The sequence below is a fragment of the Glutamicibacter sp. NPDC087661 genome, from assembly GCF_044743275.1.
Taxonomy (GTDB): Bacteria; Actinomycetota; Actinomycetes; order Actinomycetales; family Micrococcaceae; genus Glutamicibacter.
This window is the reverse complement of sequence record NZ_JBIUWE010000001.1, coordinates 1,274,182-1,297,298: the sequence shown is the minus strand read 5'-3', so window position 1 is coordinate 1,297,298 and position 23,117 is coordinate 1,274,182. Positions and strand designations below refer to the sequence as shown.

The window sequence follows — 23,117 nt, the reverse complement described above, 5'->3', positions numbered from 1 at the left end:
GCTAATCTTGCACTTCTTGTGCTTCAAGATCAGCTTGCAGGCCCTTTCGTAGGGAACATCGCTCGTACCAGAAGGAAAGTCACTTTAGTGAACAACATTAAAGAAGTCGCCGTAATCGGTTTGGGTTACATCGGATTGCCAACTGCTGCAATTCTTGCCTCGAAGGGCATCACCGTAAAAGGCGTCGATGTAACTCCTCGAACTGTAGAGGCAGTCAACAAGGGCGAGGTGCCGTTCGTAGAGCCGGCGTTGGGCGAATTCGTTTCCGCCGCGGTGACTGCAGGTACCTTGTCTGCAAGCTTCGATACTCCAGAAGCTGAAGCGTACATTGTTGCTGTGCCAACGCCGTTCAACGATGACTACACCGCTGACCTTTCATACATTGAGGCTGCAGCAGAGGGCATCGCTCCAAAGCTGAAGGGCGGCGAACTGGTTATCCTCGAGTCGACCTCGCCTCCAGGTGCAACCCAGCACCTCTTCGACTACCTGCTGAAGAAGCGTCCCGACCTGAACAAGGACAGCCTGCTTGTAGCACACTGCCCAGAGCGCGTACTTCCTGGCTACGTCATGGAAGAATTGGTCACCAATGACCGTATTGTCGGCGGTATCACCCCAGAAGCTGCAGAGAAGGCCAAGGCTCTTTACGAGACCTTCTGCCAGGCAGCTATCCTCACCACCGATGCTAAGACTGCTGAAATGGCAAAGCTGGTCGAGAATTCGTACCGCGACGTGAACATCGCCTTTGCTAACGAATTGTCGGTCATCTCCGACAAGCTGGGCATTGACGTTTGGGAACTGATCTCCCTGGCCAACCGCCACCCACGCGTAAACATTCTTCAGCCCGGTCCAGGTGTTGGCGGTCACTGCATCGCAGTTGATCCATGGTTCATTGTCTCGGCTGCTCCTGAAGAATCAAAGCTGATCCGCATGGCTCGTAACACCAACGATGCAAAGCCGAACTGGGTTATCGACAAGGTTGTAGAAGCTACCAAACTCCCATCCTTCAACGGCAAGGTAGCGGTCATGGGTTTGGCTTTCAAAGCGAACATTGACGACATGCGTGAATCGCCATCGATTGCGATCGCTCGCAAGTTGGCTGAAGCCAACCCAACCGTCGAGTTCCTTGCAGTGGAGCCACATGTAGAAGAATTGCCTAAGAATCTTGCGGGCATCGCCAACCTGAAGCTGGTTGCAACCGATGAAGCCCTAGAATCGGCAAGTGTAATTACTTTGCTGGTCGACCACGACCAGTTCAAGTCCGTACCAGCAACCGCGCTGGCCGGCAAGGAAGTTATCGACACTCGCGGTCTCTGGCGCTAGTTCTCCAAGCTGACAAGGTATATATCTATGAAGAAGATCATGCCGATCTATGGCACTCGTCCTGAGGCCATCAAGGTTGCGCCGATCGTCAAGGCTTTGAAAGAAGCTGACGAGTTTGAATGCGTTGTTGTCGTAACTGGACAGCACCGGGAAATGCTGGATCAGGTCAACGAGCTCTTTGGCATCACGCCGGACTATGACTTGGACGTCATTCAGCCGCGCCAGACCCTGAATGGTCTGCTTACTAAGACCATTGCTGGTCTTGACGAGATTTTCGAAAAGGAAAAGCCTGACGCTGTAGTGGTCCAGGGCGACACCACCACTTCGACGGCTGGCGCAATCGCTGCTTTCTACCGTGGTATCCCAGTGGTTCACGCTGAGGCTGGACTTCGGAGCTATGACATCTTCTCTCCATTCCCGGAGGAAGCTAACCGCAAGCTGACCAGCCAGATCGCCAGCCTGCATTTGGCTCCAACGTCGTTGAGCAAGCGTAACCTTGAGCGTGAAACGTTCAAGGGAAGTGACATCGTTATCACCGGTAACTCTGTCATTGACGCACTGCTGACTGTTGTCGAAAAGAAGGTTCCTTTCTCGGATCCCAAGTTGGAAGAATTGGTTTCTTCTGACAAACGCATTGTTCTGGTGACGACGCACCGTCGTGAGAACCAAGGCGAACCAATGCGCGGCATCGGCCGTGCATTGGCAAAGCTCTCCAAGGCGGAACCAGATGTTGAATTCATCTTGCCGTTGCATCGCAACCCTGCGGTTCGCGAAGCGTTGCTTCCGGAAATCGATGGACTGCCTAACGTGACTTTGACCGAGCCGCTGGCTTACGGCGAATTCACTCGCATCATTGATGCTTCGACCGTCGTCTTGACCGATTCCGGTGGCGTCCAGGAAGAAGCTCCAAGCCTCGGCAAGCCTGTTCTGGTCATGCGCCTGAACACCGAGCGTCCTGAAGCTGTTACCGCGGGTACCGTACGCCTGATCGGCACCGATGAAAACCGCATCTTCGAATCGGTCACTGAGCTGTTGCATGATGAAGCGGCTTACAACGAAATGGCTAACGCTGTAAACCCTTACGGTGATGGCAGGGCTTCCGTACGTACCGTCGCTGCAATTGCAGAATTGCTTGGCGTAGGTTCGCGTATCGAGGAATTCGATTCCAGTCTGTCAGATCCAGAAGACATGATGCGGGCAACCAGCATCTAGTTCCGTTCAAAAGACCAGTTCAACACCAGTTGAACTGGTCTTTTCTGGTTTACACCGGAAAGAGTCATGCGATGCAGGCCCTTTCAATATGGTTTGCCTAGTTTTATCAGTACGATCGAATCATGATGAATCAAACTGCAATATTTATTGATGCCGGATTTCTGCTCTCACTAGGCGGTCATCGTGCCGCCGGAACGACCTTAAGATCAGCCTTTACAACCCATTACGAGGCGCTGGTACGCGGGATCGTGCAAACCGTAAAGAAGAATACGGGTCTTAATAACCTCCGCGTGTATTGGTATGACGCCTCGAAAGACGGGCTATTTACTGAGCAGCATAAGCGGATTGGCTTGATACCCGGCGTTAAAGTGCGCTTAGGTCGTATCTCTTATAACGGCGAGCAAAAAGGTGTGGACCTGAGACTGGCGCTGGACCTTGTAGGGGTTGCCCGTAATGGCTCGGCATCAATTGCTTACTTGGTCTCCGGCGATGACGACCTCGCCGAGGCCGTCGAAGAAGCGCAAGACTTGGGCATGAAAGTAGTGTTACTAGGCGTAGCGAAATCCGATAGCCGTCTTGGAGTAGCCTCGGTGGCTGAACACCTGGCTTTGACCGCTGACTACATTGAAATCGTTCCGAATCAACTATTGGATAGCGCATTCACCAAGGTTCTTGAATGGGACAAGAATCATTCTGAAAAGACGTCTCTAATTGCTAGTGCGTCTTTGGAGACAGAAGCAAAGCCAGCAGCGAAGCCATCGGTTCCTACTCCTGCCGTCATGGCTCAGAAGCCAGTTATCAGGCCAGCCGTTGAACCGGAAGCCGAACCTGTGGTGATCTACTCCAGTGGTGGTGAATCTTCTGGCTATCAGGGTTCCGCGGCTTATGAGCAACAAGAGTTGAAGGTTGCAGAAGAGATCGGCGCAAAGGTTGCTGAATCCTGGCTTGCCTTCACGACACAGTCTGACGTAGTAGAACTCATTGCTGACAAGCCGCAGCTGCCACCCGAAATTGACAGGACTTTGCTCAAGGATTGCGCTCAAGTGCTTGGGGAATGGAAAACTGATCAGCAGATCATCCGCCGCACACTTCGTGGCGCCTTCTGGGAGTATTTGGGCAAGATCATGTGACGAGTCAGTACAATCTGGAAATCCGCTTTCCGACGCTAGCTAAGGTAAATTTATATCGTGACTTCTCAGCAGAAACCTTTTTACATCACCACGGCTATTTCTTACCCGAACGGTACCCCGCACATTGGGCATGCCTACGAGGTAGTGGCTACCGACGTTATGGCTCGATTCAAGCGCCTGGATGGTTTTGACGTCTTCTTCCTGACCGGCACCGACGAGCACGGCCAGAAGATGATGCAGACCGCAGAGAATCTTGGGGTCACGCCGGCTCAGCTGGCCCAGCGTAACTCGGATGCATTCCAGGCCATGAATGATGAGCTGGGTACAAGCTACGACCGCTTCATCCGTACCACTGATGCAGACCATCATGCGGCTGCGCAGGAACTCTGGCGCCGCATGGAAGCCAATGATGACATTTACTTGGATAAGTACGCAGGATGGTACTCGGTACGCGATGAGGCCTTCTACACCGAAGACCAGACGGAAGTGCGCAAGGACGGTATTCGTTATGCCGTTGAAACCGACACTGAAGTTACTTGGACTGAAGAAGAGTCCTACTTCTTCCGCTTATCCAAGTACCAGGACAAGTTGCTGGAGTACTACCAGAACAACCCTGAATTCGGCGCGCCACGTTCCCGCTTCAATGAAGTAGTACGGTTTGTCGAAGGCGGTCTGATGGACCTTTCGATCTCTCGAACGACCTTTGATTGGGGCATCCCGGTACCGGGCAACGAGAAGCATGTAATGTACGTCTGGGTAGACGCCCTGACCAATTACCTGACGGGCGTTGGATTCCCGGACGTTGAGTCTGCTTCTTTCCAGAAATACTGGCCGGCAGATGTCCACGTGATCGGCAAAGACATCTCGCGATTCCACGCGATCTACTGGCCAGCATTCTTGATGTCTGCAAAACTGCCATTGCCTAAGCGCGTCATGATCCATGGATTCCTGCACAATAACGGCGTGAAGATGTCCAAATCCCTGGGCAACACTGTTTCCCCAGATGATTTTGTGAACCGTTATGGCTTGGACCAGGTACGCTACTTCTTCTTGCGTGAAGTTCCGTTCGGTGCCGACGGCAGCTACAACCACGAGACCATCGTTGCCCGTATTAACGGTGACCTGGCCAATAACTTCGGCAACCTTGCACAGCGTTCACTTTCGATGGTCGCAAAGAACTGTGGGGGAGTAGTCCCGACCCCGGGCGAATTGCTGGAAGCTGATCAGCAGATTCTGGAAGCAGCCGGCAAGCTGCTGGAGATCAACCGAGATGCTTTCTCGCGTCAGGAATTCAGCAAGGCACTTGAATCCGTTTGGCACGTTCTGGGCGATACCAATGCCTACTTCGCTGAGCAGGAGCCATGGAAGCTGAAGAAGACCGATCCTGAGCGTATGGCTACTGTCTTGTACGTGACCATTGAGATTGTCCGCAAGGTGGCGTTGCTGCTTCAGCCAGTATTGCCGCAGGCCATGACTTCTATGCTCAATGCGTTGGCAGTTGGCGAAGGTTCGGCGCGAACCTTCGAGTCCTTTGATAGCGCTTTGGTCCCAGGCACTGAGCTCCCAGCTCCTTCTCCTGTGTTCCCACGTTACGAGGAAGAGAAGTAAGAATTTTCCTGAGAGGAAATTGAGGAGTTCTGCTTGATTCTGAATCCGAGCAGAACACCTCAATTTTTTTCATTCAGTCAGGGTGTGACGACTCCGGTCTGGTAGGCGATGACTACAGCCTGGACCCGGTCACGAGCTTCCAGTTTGGCCAGAATATGACCCACATGGGTTTTGACTGTAGCTTCTGACAGGAATAGTTTTTCTGCGATTTCCGGGTTGGAAAAACCTTCTGCAATCAGGCCAAACACTTCCCGCTCGCGAGGCGTCAGCGATTCAACCGCGGCAATCAGGTGATCCTTGTGCTGTGACGAGCTCTTCTTGAGCATTGGCGCCATGTGGTCCAGCAACCGTCGAGTGGTCGATGGCGCTATGACGGCGTCTCCTCGATTGACGGTGCGTACTGACTCCAAGAGTTCTTCTGGGGGCGCATCCTTCAAAAGAAAGCCGCTGGCGCCGGCTTGAATGGCGCTTAGCGCATATTCGTCCATGTCGAAAGTCGTCAGCACGATGATCTTGGGACCATCAGCGGCCTTCTTATCTGGATCCAATAGGCGTTCGGTAGCTTCGATGCCGTCCATTTCCGGCATTCGCACGTCCATCAAGATGACATCCGCCTGAGCCATCAGTGGTGCAGCTAGTGCTTCACGGCCATTGCCAGCTTCAACAATGACTTCCATATCCTCTTGGGAATTAATGAGCATTCTGAAGCCACTGCGAACCAAGAGCTGATCATCGACCAAGCCGACCTTGATGGCATCTGTATTAGGCATTTGAATATTAGTCCTCGGTGTAAGGGATGAAAACATTAACGGCGAAACCGCCCCCGGTCCGGGGCAGTGCAGTGCAGGTACCTTCATATAAGGCTACGCGTTCTTTCATTCCCTGCAGACCTTGTCCTACGCCTTCCAGGACGATGGAACCGGCACCTCGCCCATCGTCGCTGACGCTCAAATTCAGGCCCCGGGAAGTCCACTCAATATGGACTTGGGTCTGTGTATCAGGACCAGCGTGCTTAATGACATTCGTGAGCGATTCTTGAACGCATCGATAGATTGTGAGCTCCGCGCCTGCCGGTAGTTCTTTCCGCGGGGTTCCAGAAGTTTCGAGATGGACATTCAGTCCGGACACGGCAACGCTTTCTACGAGTTCAGGTACGTTTGCCAATGACGGAAGAGGGCGATTCTCCAATTCCTCATCTTTGCGTAGAACTCCCAGAAGCCTGCGCATTTCTTTCAGTGAAGCGCGGCCAGTATCTGAAACTGTCTTCAGGGTCTCGATGGCAATCTCCGGGTCTTTCGCCGCCGCATATCGTGCCCCGTTAGCCTGGGTGATGATGACAGAGAGCGAATGGGCCACGATGTCATGCATCTCGCGGGCGATGTGGTTTCTCTCGTCGGAAGCTGCCAGGGCGCGCTCGGTGAGGCGTTCTTTCTCGAGGCGTTCGGCGTGATCCCTCAGGGACTTCATGGCCAGACGCCTCGTTCGCGCTAAGTCACCGAAGGTCCAAGAAAGGGTGACAACCAATGCAAGACCCACGAAAGAAATCATCATGTCGAAGGTGAAGACGGGGGATGGATCAGGCGAGTACCTTGAGGCGCCGAACATGCTGAACGTCGCCAACAACGCGCCAATCAGACCCAGCCCCAGCGTGCTGAATGACTGCCAGCGTTTCCCGTAGACAGCCATGGTATAAACCATGATTGGAACGGATACTTGCGAGAACATCATTAGCCCGTCAAAGCCCAGTTGCAATACATGCCCGGTGGCGACAACGAGGGTCGCTGCCCATGGGCAGCGACGCCGCACCATCAGCGGAGCTGACTGGAGAAGAGAAAGGCTCAGCACGGCGAGAACGGCGGCAACTGACATCGAAGAAGCGAGGCTGAGGGCGGCCGGTATGCAGAACAGCGTGTACAGCAGGCCGGTGATGAAATCTACCCGTCCGGGATTCTCGCGGATCCAACCGTCAATTCGACGGTGGGGATTGGCAAAGATCAAGAGTTCCTGCAATTCAACGTTTTAGTAGCTGTTGATCCGTATAGCGAAGCAAAGGATCTGTTTATCCAAGGTTATCGGCAATGGAGACGGCGATGCCTCATGCCCAAGGAGGAAATATGTCGGCGGAAACTCATCAAATCTCATTATTTGAGATGAACTCTCAAATGGCGGACGCTAGTCGATAGAATCTGTGCCATGGGAAATGTAATTGATATTGCGGTCATTCCGGGTGACGGTATTGGCCCAGAAGTTGTTGCCGAAGCGGTTAAGGTTCTGAAGTTCGTCACTAATGGTGGCAAGAACGAGATCAAGCTGACCGACTACAAGCTTGGTGCAGAGCATTGGCTGGCGACTGGCGAAACACTTCCGGATGCGACGCTGGAAGCTCTTAAGAAGCACGATGCCATTCTCTTCGGCGCTGTTGGCGCTGCCCCTGGAGATACGCGCATTCCGTCCGGAATTATCGAGCGCGAAATGCTTCTGAAGCTCCGCTTCTCGCTGGATCATTTCGTGAATCTGCGTCCGGCTAAGCTCTATCCTGGAATTGAGAGCCCCCTGGCTAACCCCGGTGAAATTGACTTCGTGGTGGTTCGCGAAGGTACCGAAGGCCCGTATGTAGGCAACGGCGGTTCGGTGCGCACGGGCACCGCGCATGAAATCGCTACCGAAGTATCGGTAAATACCGCCTATGGTGTGGAACGTGTTGTCCGCGACGCATTCCGCCGTGCATCAGAGCGTGAACGCAAGCGTGTCACCCTGGTGCACAAGCACAACGTGTTGGTGCACGCCGGGCATTTGTGGAAGCGCACTGTCGAAATGGTGGCGCAGGAATTCCCAGAGGTTACCCACGATTACCTGCACGTGGATGCGGCTACCATCTTCTTGACCACGGACCCATCGCGTTTCGACGTGATTGTCACTGACAACCTCTTTGGCGACATCCTCACCGACCAGGCCGGCGCCATTACCGGTGGTATTGGCCTGGCAGCCAGTGGCAACATCAATATGGACCGTACCTACCCATCGATGTTCGAGCCGGTTCATGGTTCGGCTCCGGATATTGCCGGCCAGCAGAAGGCAGACCCAACCGCGGCGATTCTGTCCGTGGCACTGATGCTTGATCACCTCGGGTTGGCTGAAGAAGCTCGCACAGTTGAGCAAGCTGTTGAAAAAGAGATCACTTCACGTCAAGAATTGACCGATAATCGCACCACAAGTGAAATTGGCGATGCAATTGTCGCGTTACTGGCATAAGCTGAAAGTGACGTTTCTGGTTAGCTGATAACCAGTAGCCAAATCCACGAACGGATGTTCCGCAGAGGCGTGGAGCATCCGTTCTTTGTTTATTGAACTAGGAAGTCCAGGGTAGATGGAATTCACCGAAAATCTCTCAACGAATCGCAAGAGCGAACAGGACCGAGCCGGCGTCTTGGCTAATCCTGGGTTCGGAGACTTCTTCACTGACCACACCGCAGTCATCGACTGGTCAGCAGACGATAGCGGCAGTAACGGTGAATGGCATGATGCTCGAATTGAGCCATACGGCCCTATCGCCATGGATCCGGCCGCCTCGGTCCTGCATTATGGCCAGGAAATCTTCGAAGGCCTGAAGGCCTACCGCCACGCCGATGGTTCGGTATGGACTTTCCGCCCGCAGGCCAACGCTGCCCGCATGAACAAGTCGGCTCAGCGCCTAGCACTTCCGCAGCTGGATGAAGACGTTTTCGTCGACTCGCTGCGCAAGCTGGTGGCAACGGATATCGATTGGGTTCCTACCGGTGACGGCGAAGCCCTGTACCTGCGTCCATTCATGATTGCTACCGAAGCATTCCTTGGTGTGCGTGCAGCGCGTGAGGTTTCCTACCGCGTCATCGCATCTCCAGCAGGCAATTACTTCGGTGGCGAACTCAAGCCAGTGGCTATTTGGGTATCGAAGAACTACGCACGAGCAGGCCGAGGCGGTACAGGTTCGGCTAAGTGCGGTGGCAACTACGCGGCCTCGCTCGTAGCCCAGCTGGAAGCTGAAGAAAACGGCTGCAAGCAGGTTCTGTTCCTTGACTCCTTCAATGACAATGCCGTTGAAGAGCTCGGGGGCATGAATGTCTTCTTCGTAACGAAGGACAACAAGCTGGTGACCCCAGCGTTGACCGGAACCATCCTTGAAGGCGTGACCCGTTCGTCGGTCATCCAGCTCGCGAAGGATCGCGGCATGGAGGTCGAAGAACGCAAGATCACCCTGGATGAGTGGCGTGAAGGCATCGCCTCAGGCGATATTGCCGAGGTCTTTGCTTGCGGTACAGCAGCGGTGATCACCCCAATCGGCCTGCTGAAGAACGGCGAAGAGCTCATTGGTGAGGAGAATGCTGCAGCCGGTGAGGTGACCATGTCCATTCGCGAAGAACTGCTGGGAATTCAGCGGGGTACCGTGGAAGACCGTCACGGTTGGCTGGAACGTTTGGCGTAAAGCTAGCTCAAAGTTGCTGGTCTCGAGACTTGTAGTCTCGGGACCAGTGGTTTTTAAACCGAATTGGTCATGTGCAAACGCAGTTGCTAGCGTCAGTACGTAGCAGACGCTGCTCCACTGCAAGAAGTTCTGGGGCCGATCGAACGGAGTAATGTTTGTCTGGAGAAGAGCGCAGGGAAACTAGAAGCATTGCAAGACGAAGCTTGCTCGGTCTGGCTGTTGTTGGTGGAACCGCCGCAGGGCTTTCTTTCCTCTTCCCGGACCGTCGGGCCTCTGAGATTAGCGCTCCTTCAGTGACCCCGTCTCCGAGCCCCACGCCGAAACCGACTCCCGATATGCGGTATTTAGCGAATCTGAAGAGTGGGAAAGAAATTAGTGGCCATGAAAAGGTCTTCGGCAGAGCATATTCGACGCTGAAGATTCTAGAGGCGGTACCTCTAACCAACTATCGCAATTCTTCGAAGCTTCGGTTGGCGGTGTCTGTTGTCGGGCATATCAATGAACTGCAAATAATCGATCCCTCCGTCGGCAACGCTATTCACACGTTGAATTTGCCCGATGACAGCGGGCACGGAATTGATTCGATGGTTTGGGATGAACCCCGGCAAAGACTTTATGTCAGTGTGGACGGGAGTGTTCTCGCATGGAATCCAGCAATTCCTGAGCAGTTCAATACCTTGGTGGACGTTGAAGGCGCCTCGGTTGCATATGAGCTTCGGCTTGATTCGAGCGGCAATTTGTGGGGAGGAACCTATCCACTCGGCGCAAGCTTCAACTACAACGTCGAAAGCAAGAATCTTCGAGTATTTGATCGTGTAGCCGAAGACACCGACTATATCCGCCGGCTGGCATTGGATGGCCGGGGCAGAGTATGGATGGGAACGGGGTCTCGGAATCCTAGGCTATTCACCTTCGAAGCGGGGAAGCCGGACGCAGTACGTGAAATAAACCTTCCAGTGCATGTGGCCCATGGATTCATTGGGTCGCTTGACCCTATCGGGCACTACCTCGCTGTTACCGTTAGCTCCGTTTCCGAACAATTCATACTCGATACCCGGACGATGAAATGGCACGAGCCAGTGACCCGGGTATGGGCATCGCGCGAGATTTCCAAGTCCAGTGCGGGGAGATTCTTCAGCATCACTTCCGGCCATCTGCATTCAACTGCATTCCAGGGAATGGACGACAAGCAACTCGGAAAAGTCGAGGCGCGCGGCATCTTGTGCATCATTCCGCAGAATGGGCGCATCCTCATCATCAGTACGACAACCGATGGGATTCTCTGCGAAACATTCGATCTGGGTTTGAATCGCGTACGCGCTACCCGCGAAATCAGATTGACCCCGAGCGCCATCAAGATCCAATCGCTGCTCGGACACAGTGACGGAAACATCTATATCGGAGGATACAAGGCGAACGGTGTCGCCGCATTGAATCCGGAAACTGGCGTTCGTTGGAACTCCGGCGATGACGAGCAGGTGATCAACCAGATCGAAGGAATGGTCGAATACAACCAGAACAAGACCTACATCGGTTCCTACGGTAGCGCTGACCTGGTCCTCATGGAAACACCTCAAAACAATGCCGACAGAAAATACGATCGCATTGCACGTCTGATCACAGAGTACTCGCAATCGAGGCCCTTCGGCTGGGCAGCGAATTCATCCAGCGTGTTTTTCGGAACTGTTCCGGAATATGGAGTCTCAGGCGGTGTTCTGGGGAAGATTGATCCTGCTACTGATACGGTCTCTTGGGTTCTTGACGGGGACGGCAAAGGATTCGTTTCAGGCCATTCCATCATCGGGCTAGCCGCCGATGAATCGTATCTCTATGGCACCACTTCGGTACGCAACGGATATGGCGTTGAAGATACGACAAGTCCTGCCAAGGTCTTCAAGATGCACATAGCGTCCCGCAAGATCCTCTGGGAAACAAGTCCTGTGGAATCCGCTGGCGCGTTGTATTCACCTGTGATCATCGGCGGTTGGCTGGCCGTAGCCGATCTGCAAGGTGTAGCCTTGCTGGACTTGGACAGCGGACAGTTGAAGAAACGGCATATCGTCAACAACGTTAAAAACACTTCCTATCGTCCTGGATGGCTAGCTGCAGACGTAAGGGCAACGCCGGATGGGCAGAAGATGGTTCATGCTGCAGGGGGTGGAATAACAGTGATGGATTATGTTGCAGGAACTACTCATTCCGTCGTGTCCACACGAAGCCATGACCGGCACGGCACCAGATTGACCGTTGGTGCCGACGGCCACGTGTACGGGATTCTAAATCAAACCACACTGGTGCAGCTTGCCCTGGCGCCGGAATTGACCTAGCCAAGTTCGCGGCGACGAGCCGAGGTGGATTGCCGTCCGAGGATTTCCTTCCCTTCATTAGCCGTATTTCGCAGTCGCAGTTCCTGCAGTGAAGGAAAAGCCGAGACGTCATAGTTTAGGCTTGTATTCATGCGCATTGCACGATTTGTAGTAGATAGCGACCCGCTGTACGGCGTAGTCGACGGTAACGATATCCATGTTTTGGCTGGAGATCCATTTTTCCAGGGGATCAAGACCACTGGTGCTACGCACTCTTTGGATGATGTTCGGTTGGTAGCGCCGATCATCCCTCGCTCAAAGGTCGTGGGCTTTGGCCGCACGTACCGCGAGCACGCCAAGGAACTTGGAAATGAAGTTCCTGCTGAGCCGCTGATGTTCTTGAAGCCGAATACTTCCGTAGTCGGCCATGGAGACCCCGTCACCCTGCCGGCGTTTTCAAATGAAGTTTCCTTCGAAGGTGAACTTGCCGTGGTGATCGGCCGTATCTGCAAGGACGTTCCAGCCGACAAGGCGCAGGACGTGATCTTCGGCTACACCGTAGCAAACGACCTGACCGCCCGCGATGCTCAGCGCACCGATCCGCAGTGGGCTCGTGCCAAGGGCTTTGACGGTTCTTGCCCGCTGGGCCCGTGGATTGAGACTGAGATTGCCGACCCGGATGATCTGGGAATTATCAGCCGCGTCAATGGAGAGGTTCGCCAAGATGGAACTACCAACGACATGATCTGGCCAGTCAACGAATTGGTTGCTCGTGCTTCCGAAGCTTTCACCTTGCTGCCAGGCGATGTCATCATGACCGGCACCCCGGCAGGCGTCGGCCTAGTAAATACAGGCGACGTTGTAGAAGTGGAAGTCGAAGGTATCGGTTCATTGCGAACCGTCTTCCGTCGCTAGGAACCATCACTGATGTTGTGAGGCTTTCGATCGCTAATGTGATCGGGAGCCTCGCGCTTTAACTGCAAGTTTCTTTGCAGAAGGCATAGAATGAAAACATCATGACTGATCTTTCGTTGATTCCCGTTGTTACCGAAGATACCCCGGTACGCGTTCGTTTTTGCCCATCCCCAACTGGTACCCCTCACGTAGGTTTGATCCGTACTGCCCTCTTCAACTGGGCCTACGCGCGTCACACCGGCGGCAAAATGGTCTTCCGCATCGAAGACACTGATGCCAAGCGTGACTCCGAGGAAAGCTACAACCAGCTTTTGGATGCTCTGGCTTGGTTGGGTATCGATTGGGACGAGGGCGTTAACGCGGGCGGTCCGCATGAGCCATACCGCCAGTCGCAGCGTGGTGAGATCTACGAGGACGTCATTGCCAAGCTTCGCGCTGCAGGCCATGTTTACGAGTCCTACTCGACCCCAGAAGAAGTCGAAGCACGCCACAAGGCAGCCGGCCGTGACCCGAAGCTGGGCTACGACAACTTCGACCGCGAACTGACCGATGAGCAGAAGGCTGCGTTCAAGGCCGAAGGCCGTGAACCGGTATTGCGTGTACGCATGCCGGATCACGACATCACCTTCAACGACCTGGTACGTGGCGAGATCACCTTCAAGGCTGGATCCGTTCCCGACTATGTGGTGGTGCGCGCCAACGGCAAGCCGCTGTACACCCTGGTCAACCCAATCGATGATGCGCTGATGGGCATTACCCACGTACTTCGTGGCGAAGACCTGTTGTCCTCGACCCCACGCCAGGTCGTCTTGTATGCGTTGCTGCACGATATCGGCGTTGCCCAGTACATGCCGCGTTTTGGCCACCTGCCATACGTTATGGGACAGGGCAACAAGAAGCTCTCCAAGCGTGATCCAGAATCCAGCGTATTCTTGCACCGCGACAATGGATTCATCCCGGAAGGCCTGCTGAACTATCTCGCGCTTCTTGGCTGGTCGCTAAGTGCTGATGAAGATATCTTCTCGCGTGAGCAGCTGGTAGAAGCCTTCGATGTAGCAGATGTGTTGTCCAATCCTGCCCGCTTCGATGTGAAGAAGGCAGAAGCAATCAACGGAACCCACGTGCGCATGCTCGAAGCACAGGATTTCCGTGATCGTTTGGTTCCTTACCTGCAGGCCGCTGGCCTGGTGGGCGAAGAACTGACTGAACGTGAAAACGACATCCTGGACCAGGCTGCGCCACTGGTACAGGAACGTATTGCCCTGTTGGGTGAAGCGACCGACATGCTTGAATTCCTCTTCAAGTCTGATGACGAAATTGTCATCGACGAGAAAGCGCTCAAGGGAATGCCGGCAAACCTGGTTGAGGTTGTCGATGCTACTGTCCAGGGCCTCGAAACCCTTACCGAATGGAACGCCGAAACCATCCAGGCAGCACTGCGCACGAAGCTCGTGGACGAACTGGAACTGAAGCCTCGTCAGGCATTCGGACCAGCCCGCGTTGCTATCTCCGGAAAGCGCGTATCTCCACCGCTCTTCGAGTCCATGGAAATTCTTGGACGCGAGTCGAGCCTCAAGCGTTTGCGCGCATTTGGTGAGTCCCGCTAGCTATTCGCCGAAAGCCCGCTGAAAAGCACGTTGAACGCCTCGGATGGTTCCAGTCCTGTGAGCTGGTCCTGTCCGAGGCGTTTTCGTTGAGATTGTTGACGCACTCGTAGATGTGCGAACGGCCGCAATCCGCGTTTATCGTCCATGTCCGAGCCGGAGCTGGCTCATCTGTATCTTGAGCGACTGGCCGGGATTGAGGCAGGTTTTGCGGATGATGGTGCTTATGCCCGGGAAAGGTACATGGCAGGCGGGCTTATGTTCATGGGGCAGCGAGAAGTGCGGTTGCTGCGTGCGTGGAGTTTGGCAAGATTAACCGCGTCAAGCGGAGAAGCCTAAACCCCATTTGTGCCCCGTTCCTTGGCCGGTGCGCTGAACTAGAGGGTCTGCCGGCACAGGCGCTTTGCATAGGGGATGACCCTGTTGGCGGCTATCAATATGCCGTTGACGCGGGACTCCAGTATTTTCTCACGGACAGTGCTTCACTTCACAAGAATTTCCCTGCTTGGCTAGTGGCGGATTTGGGATGACTGGCAGCTGTTCTTTGCTGATTTTCCGCGGATTCTGCGTGGGGCACCGGTCGCGAGGCTCGATTTGTGTACTGAACATTAGGCCGGTATAGTTTTATCTCGTGCTACGGCAGTGGCCGGAATGACGCTCAGCTGAATTCCGGAAAGGCCAAGTCACAGTGGGATATGGTGTAATTGGCAACACAACGGTTTCTGGTTCCGTCATTCTAGGTTCGAGTCCTGGTATCCCAGCGCTTCACCAAAGAGATTTGGTGAGCTGAAGATTAATCTTCAGCATACGGCCCCATCGTATAGCGGCCTAGTACTCCGCCCTCTCACGGCGGCAACACGGGTTCGAATCCCGTTGGGGTCACCACAGTAAAACCGCGGAGAATTCCGCGGTTTTTGCGTTTCCCGGACAAAATCTGCATCAGGCTCGCGGGTTTCCCTGTTGGCATGAGGCAAGATAGTTCTCATGGAGTCGAATTCAGATCTGGCTAAGAGCTCAGGGCAGGAAACTGCCTCGCAAACCGAAATTGGCAGTGATTCCGCGGCGCGTTTGAGCGAGCTCCAGAAGCTGCTCGAAGAGCTTTCCTTTGTAAATGGCCAGCCACGAGAAGCCTCTGCGTTCGAAGAACTGCGCAACAAGGCATTGCATCAAATCTCGGACTACCTGATTCCACGAGTTTCGAATCTCGGCGCACCGCTACTGGTGGTCGTCGGTGGCTCCACGGGCTCGGGCAAATCGACTCTAGTCAATTCCCTTCTGGGAGAACCTGTCAGTCTCTCCGGCGCCGTGCGTCCGACCACCCGGACTCCGGTCTTGGCTTTCAACCCTGTTGACCAATCCTTCTTTGAATCTGAACGGATTCTTCCCGAACTTAAACGCGTAGCCGGACGTGGCTTCAATGCCGATGCCGGAGCAGCCAGTAATCATGCGCTGTTGATGACGCCCCGTGAGCAGGTACCACGAGGTTTGGCCATCCTCGATGCCCCGGATATCGACTCGGTTTCCGACGAGAACAGGGAATTGGCGGGCCAGCTTCTGAACGCAGCAGATCTGTGGATTTTTGTCACCACAGCCAATAGATACGCCGATGCTCTTCCTTGGGATATGCTCACCGAAGCCGGCGCACGGAAAATTACCGTCTGCGTCGTCTTGAACAGGGTGCCACCTGGAGCCGAAGACGATATTGTTCCGGATTTGAAACGCCTGTTAAGCGAGAAGGACCTGGATCCGTCGTTGCTGCATGTCCTGAACGAGACGCAACTGGATGACCAGAAGTTGATTCCAAGTGAGCATGTGGAACCCTTGCTCGCGTGGCTGAACTCACTGGCAGCAGATTCCGCTAAACGGCAGCAGATTGCGGCCCAAACACTTGACGGCGCGTTGCGGCGCACCACCGCAGATGTCAGTGAGCTTATCGCTGAACTGCAAGAGCAGGAGAAACAGCTCGTTGAATTGCGCGCCATTACCAATGAGCGCTTTGAGCAATCGCTGGCCAGAATTAACGATTCGCTCAATGACGGCTCATTGCTGCGTGGCGAAATCCTGGCCCGGTGGCAGGACTTCGTAGGAGCGGGCGAGCTGCTGCGCGGAATCGAAGGCGCCATTGGACGGATGAGGGATCGTGTTGGCGCATTCTTGACGGGAAAACCGCCAGCGACCCATCGTGTTGAACAAGCCATCGAATCAGGCCTGCACATGGTCTTCATTGCCGAGGCAACCAAGGCCTGCCACGACGTTGACAGGTCGTGGAAGAACACGCCATTTGGCCAAGCGTTACGCTCTAATCTGCAATCGCCGCGCCCGCCACAGGATCTCAATGAGCAAGCTTCGGAAAGCATCCGGCTTTGGCAAAAAGATGTCTTGGACATGATTCGGCAGGAGGGCGCCGGGAAGCGCAAGACGGCCCGCATGGCGGCATTTGGAGTCAACGGGGTGGCGGTCATCCTGATGGTCGTGGTCTTTGCGTCAACAGCGGGCCTCACCGGTCTGGAAATCGGTATTGCCGGCGGCTCCGCATTGGTAGGGCAGAAACTGCTGGAAGCAATCTTTGGCGAGGATGCGGTACGTCGCATGGCCACCAAAGCCCGCAAGATGCTTGACACCCGGGCACGGGATCTACTGGATAGGACCTCGTCGATCTACCTGGACGAGCTAGCCGCAAAATCGCAGCCGGAGCTTGCCGATCGTTTGGGCAAGATTACCTCAGCCTTGAGCAGCAAAGGGGCTCACTAATGTCCGAGCGCAAGATTCTCAGAGCAGTCAGCGGTCTCAACTCTCAAATCAACAGCATCGTGGAAGCGATGCAGCTTGCAGAACCATATCTGGAACCAGAAACCATCGATCTAGCCGCGGACGTTATCACGCGTGCTGAATCTCGGCGCCAGCTTTCATCCGAACATGTGGTTGTAGGACTTTTCGGTGCCACGGGCAGCGGAAAATCAACGATGTTCAACGCTTTGGTAGGGCATGAGTTGGCGGCCACGGGTGTCATCCGCCCGACTACTACTGATACTGTCGCTGCAATCTGGGAACAAGAAGGATCAAGCGAGTTACTGGACTGGCTGGAAGTTACTACTCGTCACGTCATGGGCGATCAGGACAGCCGGGCGCAACCTGGAAAGAAAAAGAAGTTCGACTCCGGTCTCTTGCTGTTGGACCTACCGGACATGGATTCCACGGCAGTGGATCACCACAAGATTGCTGCTCGTTTGGTGGGCCAAGTGGATTATCTGGTATGGGTGCTTGATCCGCAGAAATACGCCGACGCGTCAATACACCATGGATATCTCAATTCCTTGCGCAGCCAGCAGGGGAACCTGCTGATCGTCCTGAACCAGATTGACAAGATTACAGAACAAGAACGCAAGCAAGTCGTCGATTCCTTGCGCGGCATCTTGGCAACCTCCGGCTTGGAGAACCTTCCCATCGTTTGCGCCTCTGCTGCCACGGGTGAAGGCGTCGCAGATGTGCATGCCAAGATTGCGGCCGCGGCGAAAAACAAGGCACTTTCCACACGTCGGCTCCGCGCAGATGTTGATCAAGTCATCCACCGCCTGAGTGAGGAACTCCAGGTGGAGAAGGTGCGCCTGCCTAGCCAGCTGCACCAAGCGGAGTTGGAGCGTGTGATCGCAAAAGCGCACGGCGCCCAGTACATTGCTGACGCAGTGGAGACCTCCTACCTGCTTCGGGGTGCTTCGCGAACAGGATGGCCTTTGACCACGTGGCTGGTGAAGCTGCGCAACGATCCGCTGAAGCGGATGAATCTCGGGCGCCGGCATGAAGACCCGGAATTGTCCTTGACTTCGCGTCCAGAGCTTTCTGTCGCGGAGACTGCGGCTATCGAACATGGCATCGACCAGTATGTTTCCGAGGCTTCCAATGATCTTCCGGAAAGCTGGAAAGAGCCACTGCGTGAAAAGGTGCACGCGAATACGGAGGTACTAGATGACGGCATCGATGCGGCTATAGCCGGGACACCGCTGGGTGTTGAACGGTCATCCTGGTGGTGGCCGGTAGTCAAAGTCATCCAATGGGTGGCACTTGTTGCCGCCCTGGGCGGCGCCTTGTGGCTCGCGGGCTATCCGGTGGCTGGATACTTCCAATTCGACCTGCCGCCGGCTCCCCGGGTCGAAGGAATCGCCGTCCCGACGCTGCTGGTTTTCATAGGAATACTGCTGGGTATTGTCCTTGGCTTGGCTTGCTCGTTTGTCAACCGAATAGTCGCTAAAGTTAAGCGTAGGAAAGCGTTGAAGAACATTGAACGCTCGGTATCCCACTTGGTCAGGCAGGCCGTGATTGATCCTGTTGACCAGCATTTGGACACCTTCAATAGTTATTCTTCATTGATCACCTCAGCAGCCAAGAAAGCCGATTAGAACTCTGTGACTACAAACCAACCAAACGCCGATGCAACGGTAGGTGACCTTGGGGAACAAGGCATCCTGGACGCGATGTTGCCGCTGCTTGATTCAGAACAAGCAAGTCTTGGGCCCGGCGACGACGCAGGTGCGCTGCGCGTGCGCGGAACGGAAGTTCTCGTCTCCGTGGATACCCTGGTTGAGAATCAAGATTTTCGGTTGATCTGGCCCAGCGGGCTAGAGCACAGAGCCTATGACATCGGGTGGAAATCCATTGCGCAGAATGTTTCGGACATTAATGCAATGGGCGGTCAAGCTACTGGCGCCGTGATTTCTTTGTCCCTGCCGAAGGACACTTCCTTGGAATGGGTCAGGGACTTCAGCCGCGGCGTTGCCGAGGCTATACAGGGACTTGGCGCACAGGAACTTACCATTCTCGGGGGAGACCTCGGGAAGTCCCAAGAAATTTCCGTTACCACTACAGTTCTGGGCGAATGCGAGCATGGCAAGGTCCTGAGGAGCGGAGTCCGAGTTGGCGACCGCATTGCCGTGGCGGGACGTGTCGGTGCTGCGGGGGCAGGGCTTTCGGTGCTTGAGCATGATCGCAACGAACAAGGCTGGAGCCGGGCAGTGCGCCGGCTGGTCCAGGCGCAGTGCCGTCCCGTGCCACCGTTGGAATCCGGCCCGCGTGCCGCGGAAGCTGGTGCTGCAGCCATGATGGACATATCTGATGGGCTGATCCGTGACGCTGGGCGCTTGGCCAAAGCCAGCCATGTGAATCTCGAGTTAGAGTCTTCCGCGCTGCAGGATTATGCTGTTCGCTTGGAAGCCGCGTCAGAACTGACCGGCACCGATCCGATGTCGTGGGTATTGTACGGCGGCGAAGATTTTGGACTCCTTGCTGCCTTCCCAGAGGGAATTGAAATCCCAGAGGAATTCACCGTAATTGGTGCTGCCAAGCCGGCTAATGGTCGCCGCGCAGTGGTGAAACTTGATGGCAAGGTAGCAAAGCCTGAGTCAGGCTTTGACCACTTCGGCTAGCTGCTCCGAACGTGCTTCATGAGCTGGCTACGCGCGGTCATTCTGGATGCGCAGCAGTTCGGAAAGCTCGTGGGCGGCGCTAGTCACGGCTTCGTGGTGAATCTTCCCTGGCTGGCGCGTGAGCCGTTCAATCGGGCCGGATAAGGACAGGGCCGCAATGACTCGTCCGGACTGCCCGCGAACTGGTGCTGATACGGAAGCTACACCTGGCTCGCGTTCGCCCAGCGACTGGGCCCAGCCACGCCGACGGACGCCAGCCAGAATTGTCGGCGTGAAGCGCGCGTGATGCAATCCGTCGACCATGCGTTCATTGTCTTCCCAGGCGAGCAGAATCTGGGCTGCCGAGCCGGCTTTCATGGACAGCTGGGTTCCAACAGGGATGGTGTCACGCAGGCCGATTGGACGCTCAGCACTGGCGATGCACACACGATAATCGCCCTGCTTGCGGAAAATCTGCGTGCTTTCACCGGTGAGGTCGCGAAGCTTGATGAGCACGGGGCCCGCTGCGCTGACCAATCGGTCTTCGCCAGCGGCGCTGGCGAGTTCCACCAGACGGTTCCCCAACTCAAAGCGGCCGTGCATGTCGCGTCCCACCAATCCATGGTGAACCAGCGATTGGGCAATACGGTGCACCGTAGGACGCGAAATTTCGGTGAGTTCCACCAGCTGGGATAGGGAAGTGGGTCCATTCTCCAATGCGTTGAGAATGGCCGCTGCCTTGTCCAGTACGCCTACGCCGCTGCCTGTTGTCATAGTTCCAGTATCACGTCTCAGTATTTGAGATTCAAGTCCGCATACTGGAAAAGTCGATCTATGAAGTGTCAAAGTTGGAGTATCAAATGTTCGTAGCTTGAGGAGTGTGTCGCATGTCCGCCATGCAGTCGCCCCAGACATTGGCAGAAAAAGTCTGGAATGCGCATGTTGTGCGCCGAGGAGAAGGCGAAGGCGAAGCTCGCCAGCCAGATTTGATCTACATTGATCTCCACCTGCTGCACGAGGTGACCTCGCCGCAGGCCTTCGAGGGCCTTCGCCTGGCTGGCCGTCCACTGCGTCGGCCGGACCTGACGATTGCGACCGAAGACCACAACACCCCAACGCTGGATATTGACAAGCCCATTGCCGACCTGACCAGCCGCACCCAGATCCATACCCTGCGGGATAACTGCAAGGAATTCGGTGTCCGCCTGCACTCCTTGGGCGACAAGGAGCAGGGCATCGTTCACGTGGTGGGTCCGCAGCTGGGTTTGACCCAGCCAGGAATGACTGTTGTCTGCGGTGATTCGCATACTTCGACCCATGGCGCCTTCGGCGCCCTGGCTTTGGGCATCGGCACCTCGGAAGTCGAGCATGTCATGGCCACTCAGGCGCTGAGCTTGAAGCCATTCAAGACCATGGCCATTAACGTCGAAGGCACCTTGAAGCCTGGTGTCACCTCCAAGGACATCATCTTGGCGGTCATCGCCAAGATCGGTACCGGTGGCGGCCAGGGATACGTGCTGGAGTACCGTGGTTCTGCGATTCGCTCGCTGTCCATGGATGCCCGCATGACCATCTGCAACATGTCCATCGAGGCTGGCGCCCGCGCCGGCATGATTGCTCCGGACGAGACCACCTTCGAATACGTCAAGGGACGCCCGCATGCACCGGCAGGCGAAGACTGGGACGCCGCCGTCGAGGACTGGAAGCAGCTGCACACCGATGATGGCGCGCGCTTCGACGCTGAAGTCTTCTTGAATGCAGATGAACTTGAACCATTTGTCACCTGGGGCACCAACCCGGGCCAGGGTGTCTCGCTGTCCGAGAATGTGCCTTCTCCGGAAGACTTCGAAGACGAGAATGATCGCAAGGCCTGCGAGCGTGCCTTGGACTACATGGGTCTGACCGGCGGCACGCCGCTGAAGGACATCCGCGTGGATACCGTCTTCCTGGGGTCCTGCACCAACTCCCGCATGGAGGACCTGCGTGCAGCAGCTCAGGTCATCAAGGGCAAGGAAAAGGATCCTGATGTCCGCATGATCGTGGTACCCGGCTCGGCGCGTGTTCGGCTGGAAGCCGAAGCAGAAGGCCTGGATCAGATTTTCAAGGATTTCGGTGCTGAATGGCGCTTTGCAGGTTGCTCCATGTGCCTGGGTATGAACCCGGACCAGTTGGCCGAGGGGGAGCGCTGCGCGTCCACCTCCAACCGCAACTTCGAAGGACGACAGGGCAAGGGCGGACGTACCCACCTGGTGTCGCCACTGGTGGCCGCGGCTACCGCAATCCGTGGAACCCTCTCGTCGCCTAGCGACCTCGTCAACGTACCGGCTTCGGTCTAGGAAGGATCACCGTCATGGAAAAGATTGTCAGCCACACCGGTATTGGTGTTCCACTGCGCCAGAGCAATGTGGACACGGACCAGATTATTCCTGCCGTTTACCTCAAGCGCATCACCCGCACCGGCTTCGAGGATGCGTTGTTCGCGGGTTGGCGACGGGATGAGAAATTCATCCTGAACCAGGAACCTTTCAATACCGGCTCCGTGCTGGTGGCAGGTCCCGACTTCGGCACCGGTTCTTCGCGCGAGCACGCTGTCTGGGCGTTGAAGGATTACGGATTCAAGGCTGTGATCTCCGCTCGGTTTGCCGATATTTTCCGTGGCAACTCGGGCAAGCAGGGACTGGTTGCTGCTGAAGTTGCCCAGAGCGATATTGAATTGATCTGGAAGGAACTGGAGAACAATCCGGGCACCACGGTCACCGTTGACCTGGAATCGCGTACGGTCCAGTGCGGTTCCATCTCGGCACCGTTCCAGATTGACGACTACACCCGCTGGCGCTTGATGGAAGGCCTGGACGATATCGGCCTGACCTTGCAGCATGAGGAAGATATCACCGCATACGAAGCCAAGCGTCCTGCGCATAAGCCGCAGACTTTGCCGGCACGAACCGCAGGCTAAGCACCGAGTTCAAAGTAATTGGAATGGTCCGCTCCTCCCTGACGTTGTTAGGGGTGAGCGGATTATTGCATTCCTGATGGAATGAATTTCGGCAGAGCATAATAGGTCTGTCTGAAAGCATGCTCACAATGTGTGCGCCACGAGATGATCTGGGCATACTGGCAGGTGCAGAGGCGGTATGCTTGCTTAGTCCTGCCAGTTCGAAAGC

At 55.3% G+C, this 23,117-nt stretch carries 17 protein-coding genes and 2 tRNA genes; 16 read left to right on the top strand and 3 right to left on the bottom strand.

Annotated elements, in window-relative coordinates; genetic code table 11:
• Window positions 1-87 precede the first annotated feature (87 nt).
• From wecC to metG, 4 genes are all read left to right on the top strand, one after another.
• Window positions 88-1,320, top strand: a complete 1,233-nt coding sequence (gene wecC, locus ACIOTN_RS06135; protein WP_133834664.1) for a UDP-N-acetyl-D-mannosamine dehydrogenase — start codon at window positions 88-90, stop codon at window positions 1,318-1,320.
• Between the two features lie 27 nt (window positions 1,321-1,347).
• Window positions 1,348-2,532, top strand: coding sequence for a non-hydrolyzing UDP-N-acetylglucosamine 2-epimerase (gene wecB, locus ACIOTN_RS06130; protein WP_133834663.1), 1,185 nt, complete (start codon window positions 1,348-1,350; stop codon window positions 2,530-2,532).
• 122 nt (window positions 2,533-2,654) lie between these two features.
• Window positions 2,655-3,662, top strand: coding sequence for an NYN domain-containing protein (locus ACIOTN_RS06125; RefSeq protein WP_402734922.1), 1,008 nt, complete (start codon window positions 2,655-2,657; stop codon window positions 3,660-3,662).
• Window positions 3,663-3,719: 57 nt separating this feature from the next.
• The gene (metG, locus tag ACIOTN_RS06120; RefSeq protein WP_400288790.1) at window positions 3,720-5,270 is read left to right on the top strand and encodes a methionine--tRNA ligase; all 1,551 of its coding nucleotides are present in this window, start codon (window positions 3,720-3,722) and stop codon (window positions 5,268-5,270) included.
• Between the two features lie 77 nt (window positions 5,271-5,347).
• Here the strand turns inward: metG and ACIOTN_RS06115 are convergent, their stop codons facing one another.
• Window positions 5,348-6,040, bottom strand: coding sequence for a response regulator transcription factor (locus ACIOTN_RS06115; RefSeq protein WP_105659141.1), 693 nt, complete (start codon window positions 6,038-6,040; stop codon window positions 5,348-5,350).
• 7 nt (window positions 6,041-6,047) lie between these two features.
• Window positions 6,048-7,280 carry a sensor histidine kinase gene (locus ACIOTN_RS06110; RefSeq protein WP_105659142.1) on the bottom strand — a complete coding sequence of 411 codons (1,233 nt, stop codon included), beginning with the start codon at window positions 7,278-7,280 and terminating at the stop codon, window positions 6,048-6,050.
• Between the two features lie 183 nt (window positions 7,281-7,463).
• Here ACIOTN_RS06110 and ACIOTN_RS06105 point away from each other — a divergent pair, with 183 nt between their 5' ends.
• The 10 genes from ACIOTN_RS06105 to thiL all read left to right on the top strand — a co-directional run bounded on the left by ACIOTN_RS06105 (window position 7,464) and on the right by thiL (window position 19,974).
• Window positions 7,464-8,522: a 3-isopropylmalate dehydrogenase gene (locus ACIOTN_RS06105; protein ID WP_105659143.1), complete on the top strand. Its 1,059-nt coding sequence runs from the start codon at window positions 7,464-7,466 to the stop codon at window positions 8,520-8,522.
• A gap of 115 nt (window positions 8,523-8,637) precedes the next feature.
• Window positions 8,638-9,732, top strand: a complete 1,095-nt coding sequence (locus tag ACIOTN_RS06100) for a branched-chain amino acid aminotransferase (RefSeq protein WP_402734921.1) — start codon at window positions 8,638-8,640, stop codon at window positions 9,730-9,732.
• 155 nt (window positions 9,733-9,887) lie between these two features.
• Window positions 9,888-12,059, top strand: coding sequence for a hypothetical protein (locus ACIOTN_RS06095; RefSeq protein WP_402734920.1), 2,172 nt, complete (start codon window positions 9,888-9,890; stop codon window positions 12,057-12,059).
• Window positions 12,060-12,188: 129 nt separating this feature from the next.
• The gene (locus ACIOTN_RS06090) at window positions 12,189-12,953 is read left to right on the top strand and encodes a fumarylacetoacetate hydrolase family protein (protein WP_402696305.1); all 765 of its coding nucleotides are present in this window, start codon (window positions 12,189-12,191) and stop codon (window positions 12,951-12,953) included.
• Window positions 12,954-13,054: 101 nt separating this feature from the next.
• Complete coding sequence (gltX, locus tag ACIOTN_RS06085; RefSeq protein WP_105659146.1) at window positions 13,055-14,560, top strand: glutamate--tRNA ligase; 1,506 nt, start codon at window positions 13,055-13,057, stop codon at window positions 14,558-14,560.
• A 686-nt stretch (window positions 14,561-15,246) separates the two neighbouring features.
• Window positions 15,247-15,318, top strand: a tRNA-Gln gene (locus ACIOTN_RS06080).
• Window positions 15,319-15,366: 48 nt separating this feature from the next.
• A tRNA-Glu gene (locus tag ACIOTN_RS06075) sits at window positions 15,367-15,442 on the top strand.
• A 99-nt stretch (window positions 15,443-15,541) separates the two neighbouring features.
• A complete protein-coding gene (locus tag ACIOTN_RS06070) occupies window positions 15,542-17,308 on the top strand; it encodes a dynamin family protein (RefSeq protein ID WP_134780360.1) in 1,767 nt (588 codons plus the stop codon).
• Complete coding sequence (locus ACIOTN_RS06065) at window positions 17,308-18,951, top strand: GTPase (RefSeq protein WP_402734919.1); 1,644 nt, start codon at window positions 17,308-17,310, stop codon at window positions 18,949-18,951. The genes ACIOTN_RS06070 and ACIOTN_RS06065 overlap by 1 nt, the downstream gene beginning before the upstream one ends.
• A 6-nt stretch (window positions 18,952-18,957) precedes the next feature.
• Window positions 18,958-19,974: a thiamine-phosphate kinase gene (gene thiL / locus ACIOTN_RS06060; protein ID WP_402734918.1), complete on the top strand. Its 1,017-nt coding sequence runs from the start codon at window positions 18,958-18,960 to the stop codon at window positions 19,972-19,974.
• A gap of 27 nt (window positions 19,975-20,001) precedes the next feature.
• Here the strand turns inward: thiL and ACIOTN_RS06055 are convergent, their stop codons facing one another.
• Window positions 20,002-20,727 carry an IclR family transcriptional regulator gene (locus tag ACIOTN_RS06055; RefSeq protein ID WP_105659150.1) on the bottom strand — a complete coding sequence of 242 codons (726 nt, stop codon included), beginning with the start codon at window positions 20,725-20,727 and terminating at the stop codon, window positions 20,002-20,004.
• A gap of 122 nt (window positions 20,728-20,849) precedes the next feature.
• Here ACIOTN_RS06055 and leuC point away from each other — a divergent pair, with 122 nt between their 5' ends.
• Together leuC and leuD are read left to right on the top strand one after the other, a co-directional pair.
• Complete coding sequence (gene leuC, locus ACIOTN_RS06050) at window positions 20,850-22,289, top strand: 3-isopropylmalate dehydratase large subunit (RefSeq protein WP_402734990.1); 1,440 nt, start codon at window positions 20,850-20,852, stop codon at window positions 22,287-22,289.
• Window positions 22,290-22,303: 14 nt separating this feature from the next.
• A complete protein-coding gene (gene leuD / locus ACIOTN_RS06045; RefSeq protein ID WP_402734917.1) occupies window positions 22,304-22,909 on the top strand; it encodes a 3-isopropylmalate dehydratase small subunit in 606 nt (201 codons plus the stop codon).
• Window positions 22,910-23,117 lie beyond the last annotated feature (208 nt).

What these genes read in the sequence shown, in the direction of transcription:
- wecB (WP_133834663.1), top strand. Translation starts at nt 1,348, where the DNA reads ATGAAGAAGATCATGCCGATCTATGGCACTCGTCCTGAGGCCATCAAG.
- ACIOTN_RS06125 (WP_402734922.1), top strand. Translation starts at nt 2,655, where the DNA reads ATGATGAATCAAACTGCAATATTTATTGATGCCGGATTTCTGCTCTCA.
- ACIOTN_RS06115 (WP_105659141.1), bottom strand. Translation starts at nt 6,040, where the DNA reads ATGCCTAATACAGATGCCATCAAGGTCGGCTTGGTCGATGATCAGCTC.
- ACIOTN_RS06105 (WP_105659143.1), top strand. Translation starts at nt 7,464, where the DNA reads ATGGGAAATGTAATTGATATTGCGGTCATTCCGGGTGACGGTATTGGC.
- ACIOTN_RS06100 (WP_402734921.1), top strand. Translation starts at nt 8,638, where the DNA reads ATGGAATTCACCGAAAATCTCTCAACGAATCGCAAGAGCGAACAGGAC.
- ACIOTN_RS06090 (WP_402696305.1), top strand. Translation starts at nt 12,189, where the DNA reads ATGCGCATTGCACGATTTGTAGTAGATAGCGACCCGCTGTACGGCGTA.
- gltX (WP_105659146.1), top strand. Translation starts at nt 13,055, where the DNA reads ATGACTGATCTTTCGTTGATTCCCGTTGTTACCGAAGATACCCCGGTA.
- ACIOTN_RS06070 (WP_134780360.1), top strand. Translation starts at nt 15,542, where the DNA reads ATGGAGTCGAATTCAGATCTGGCTAAGAGCTCAGGGCAGGAAACTGCC.
- ACIOTN_RS06065 (WP_402734919.1), top strand. Translation starts at nt 17,308, where the DNA reads ATGTCCGAGCGCAAGATTCTCAGAGCAGTCAGCGGTCTCAACTCTCAA.
- ACIOTN_RS06055 (WP_105659150.1), bottom strand. Translation starts at nt 20,727, where the DNA reads ATGACAACAGGCAGCGGCGTAGGCGTACTGGACAAGGCAGCGGCCATT.
- leuC (WP_402734990.1), top strand. Translation starts at nt 20,850, where the DNA reads ATGCAGTCGCCCCAGACATTGGCAGAAAAAGTCTGGAATGCGCATGTT.
- leuD (WP_402734917.1), top strand. Translation starts at nt 22,304, where the DNA reads ATGGAAAAGATTGTCAGCCACACCGGTATTGGTGTTCCACTGCGCCAG.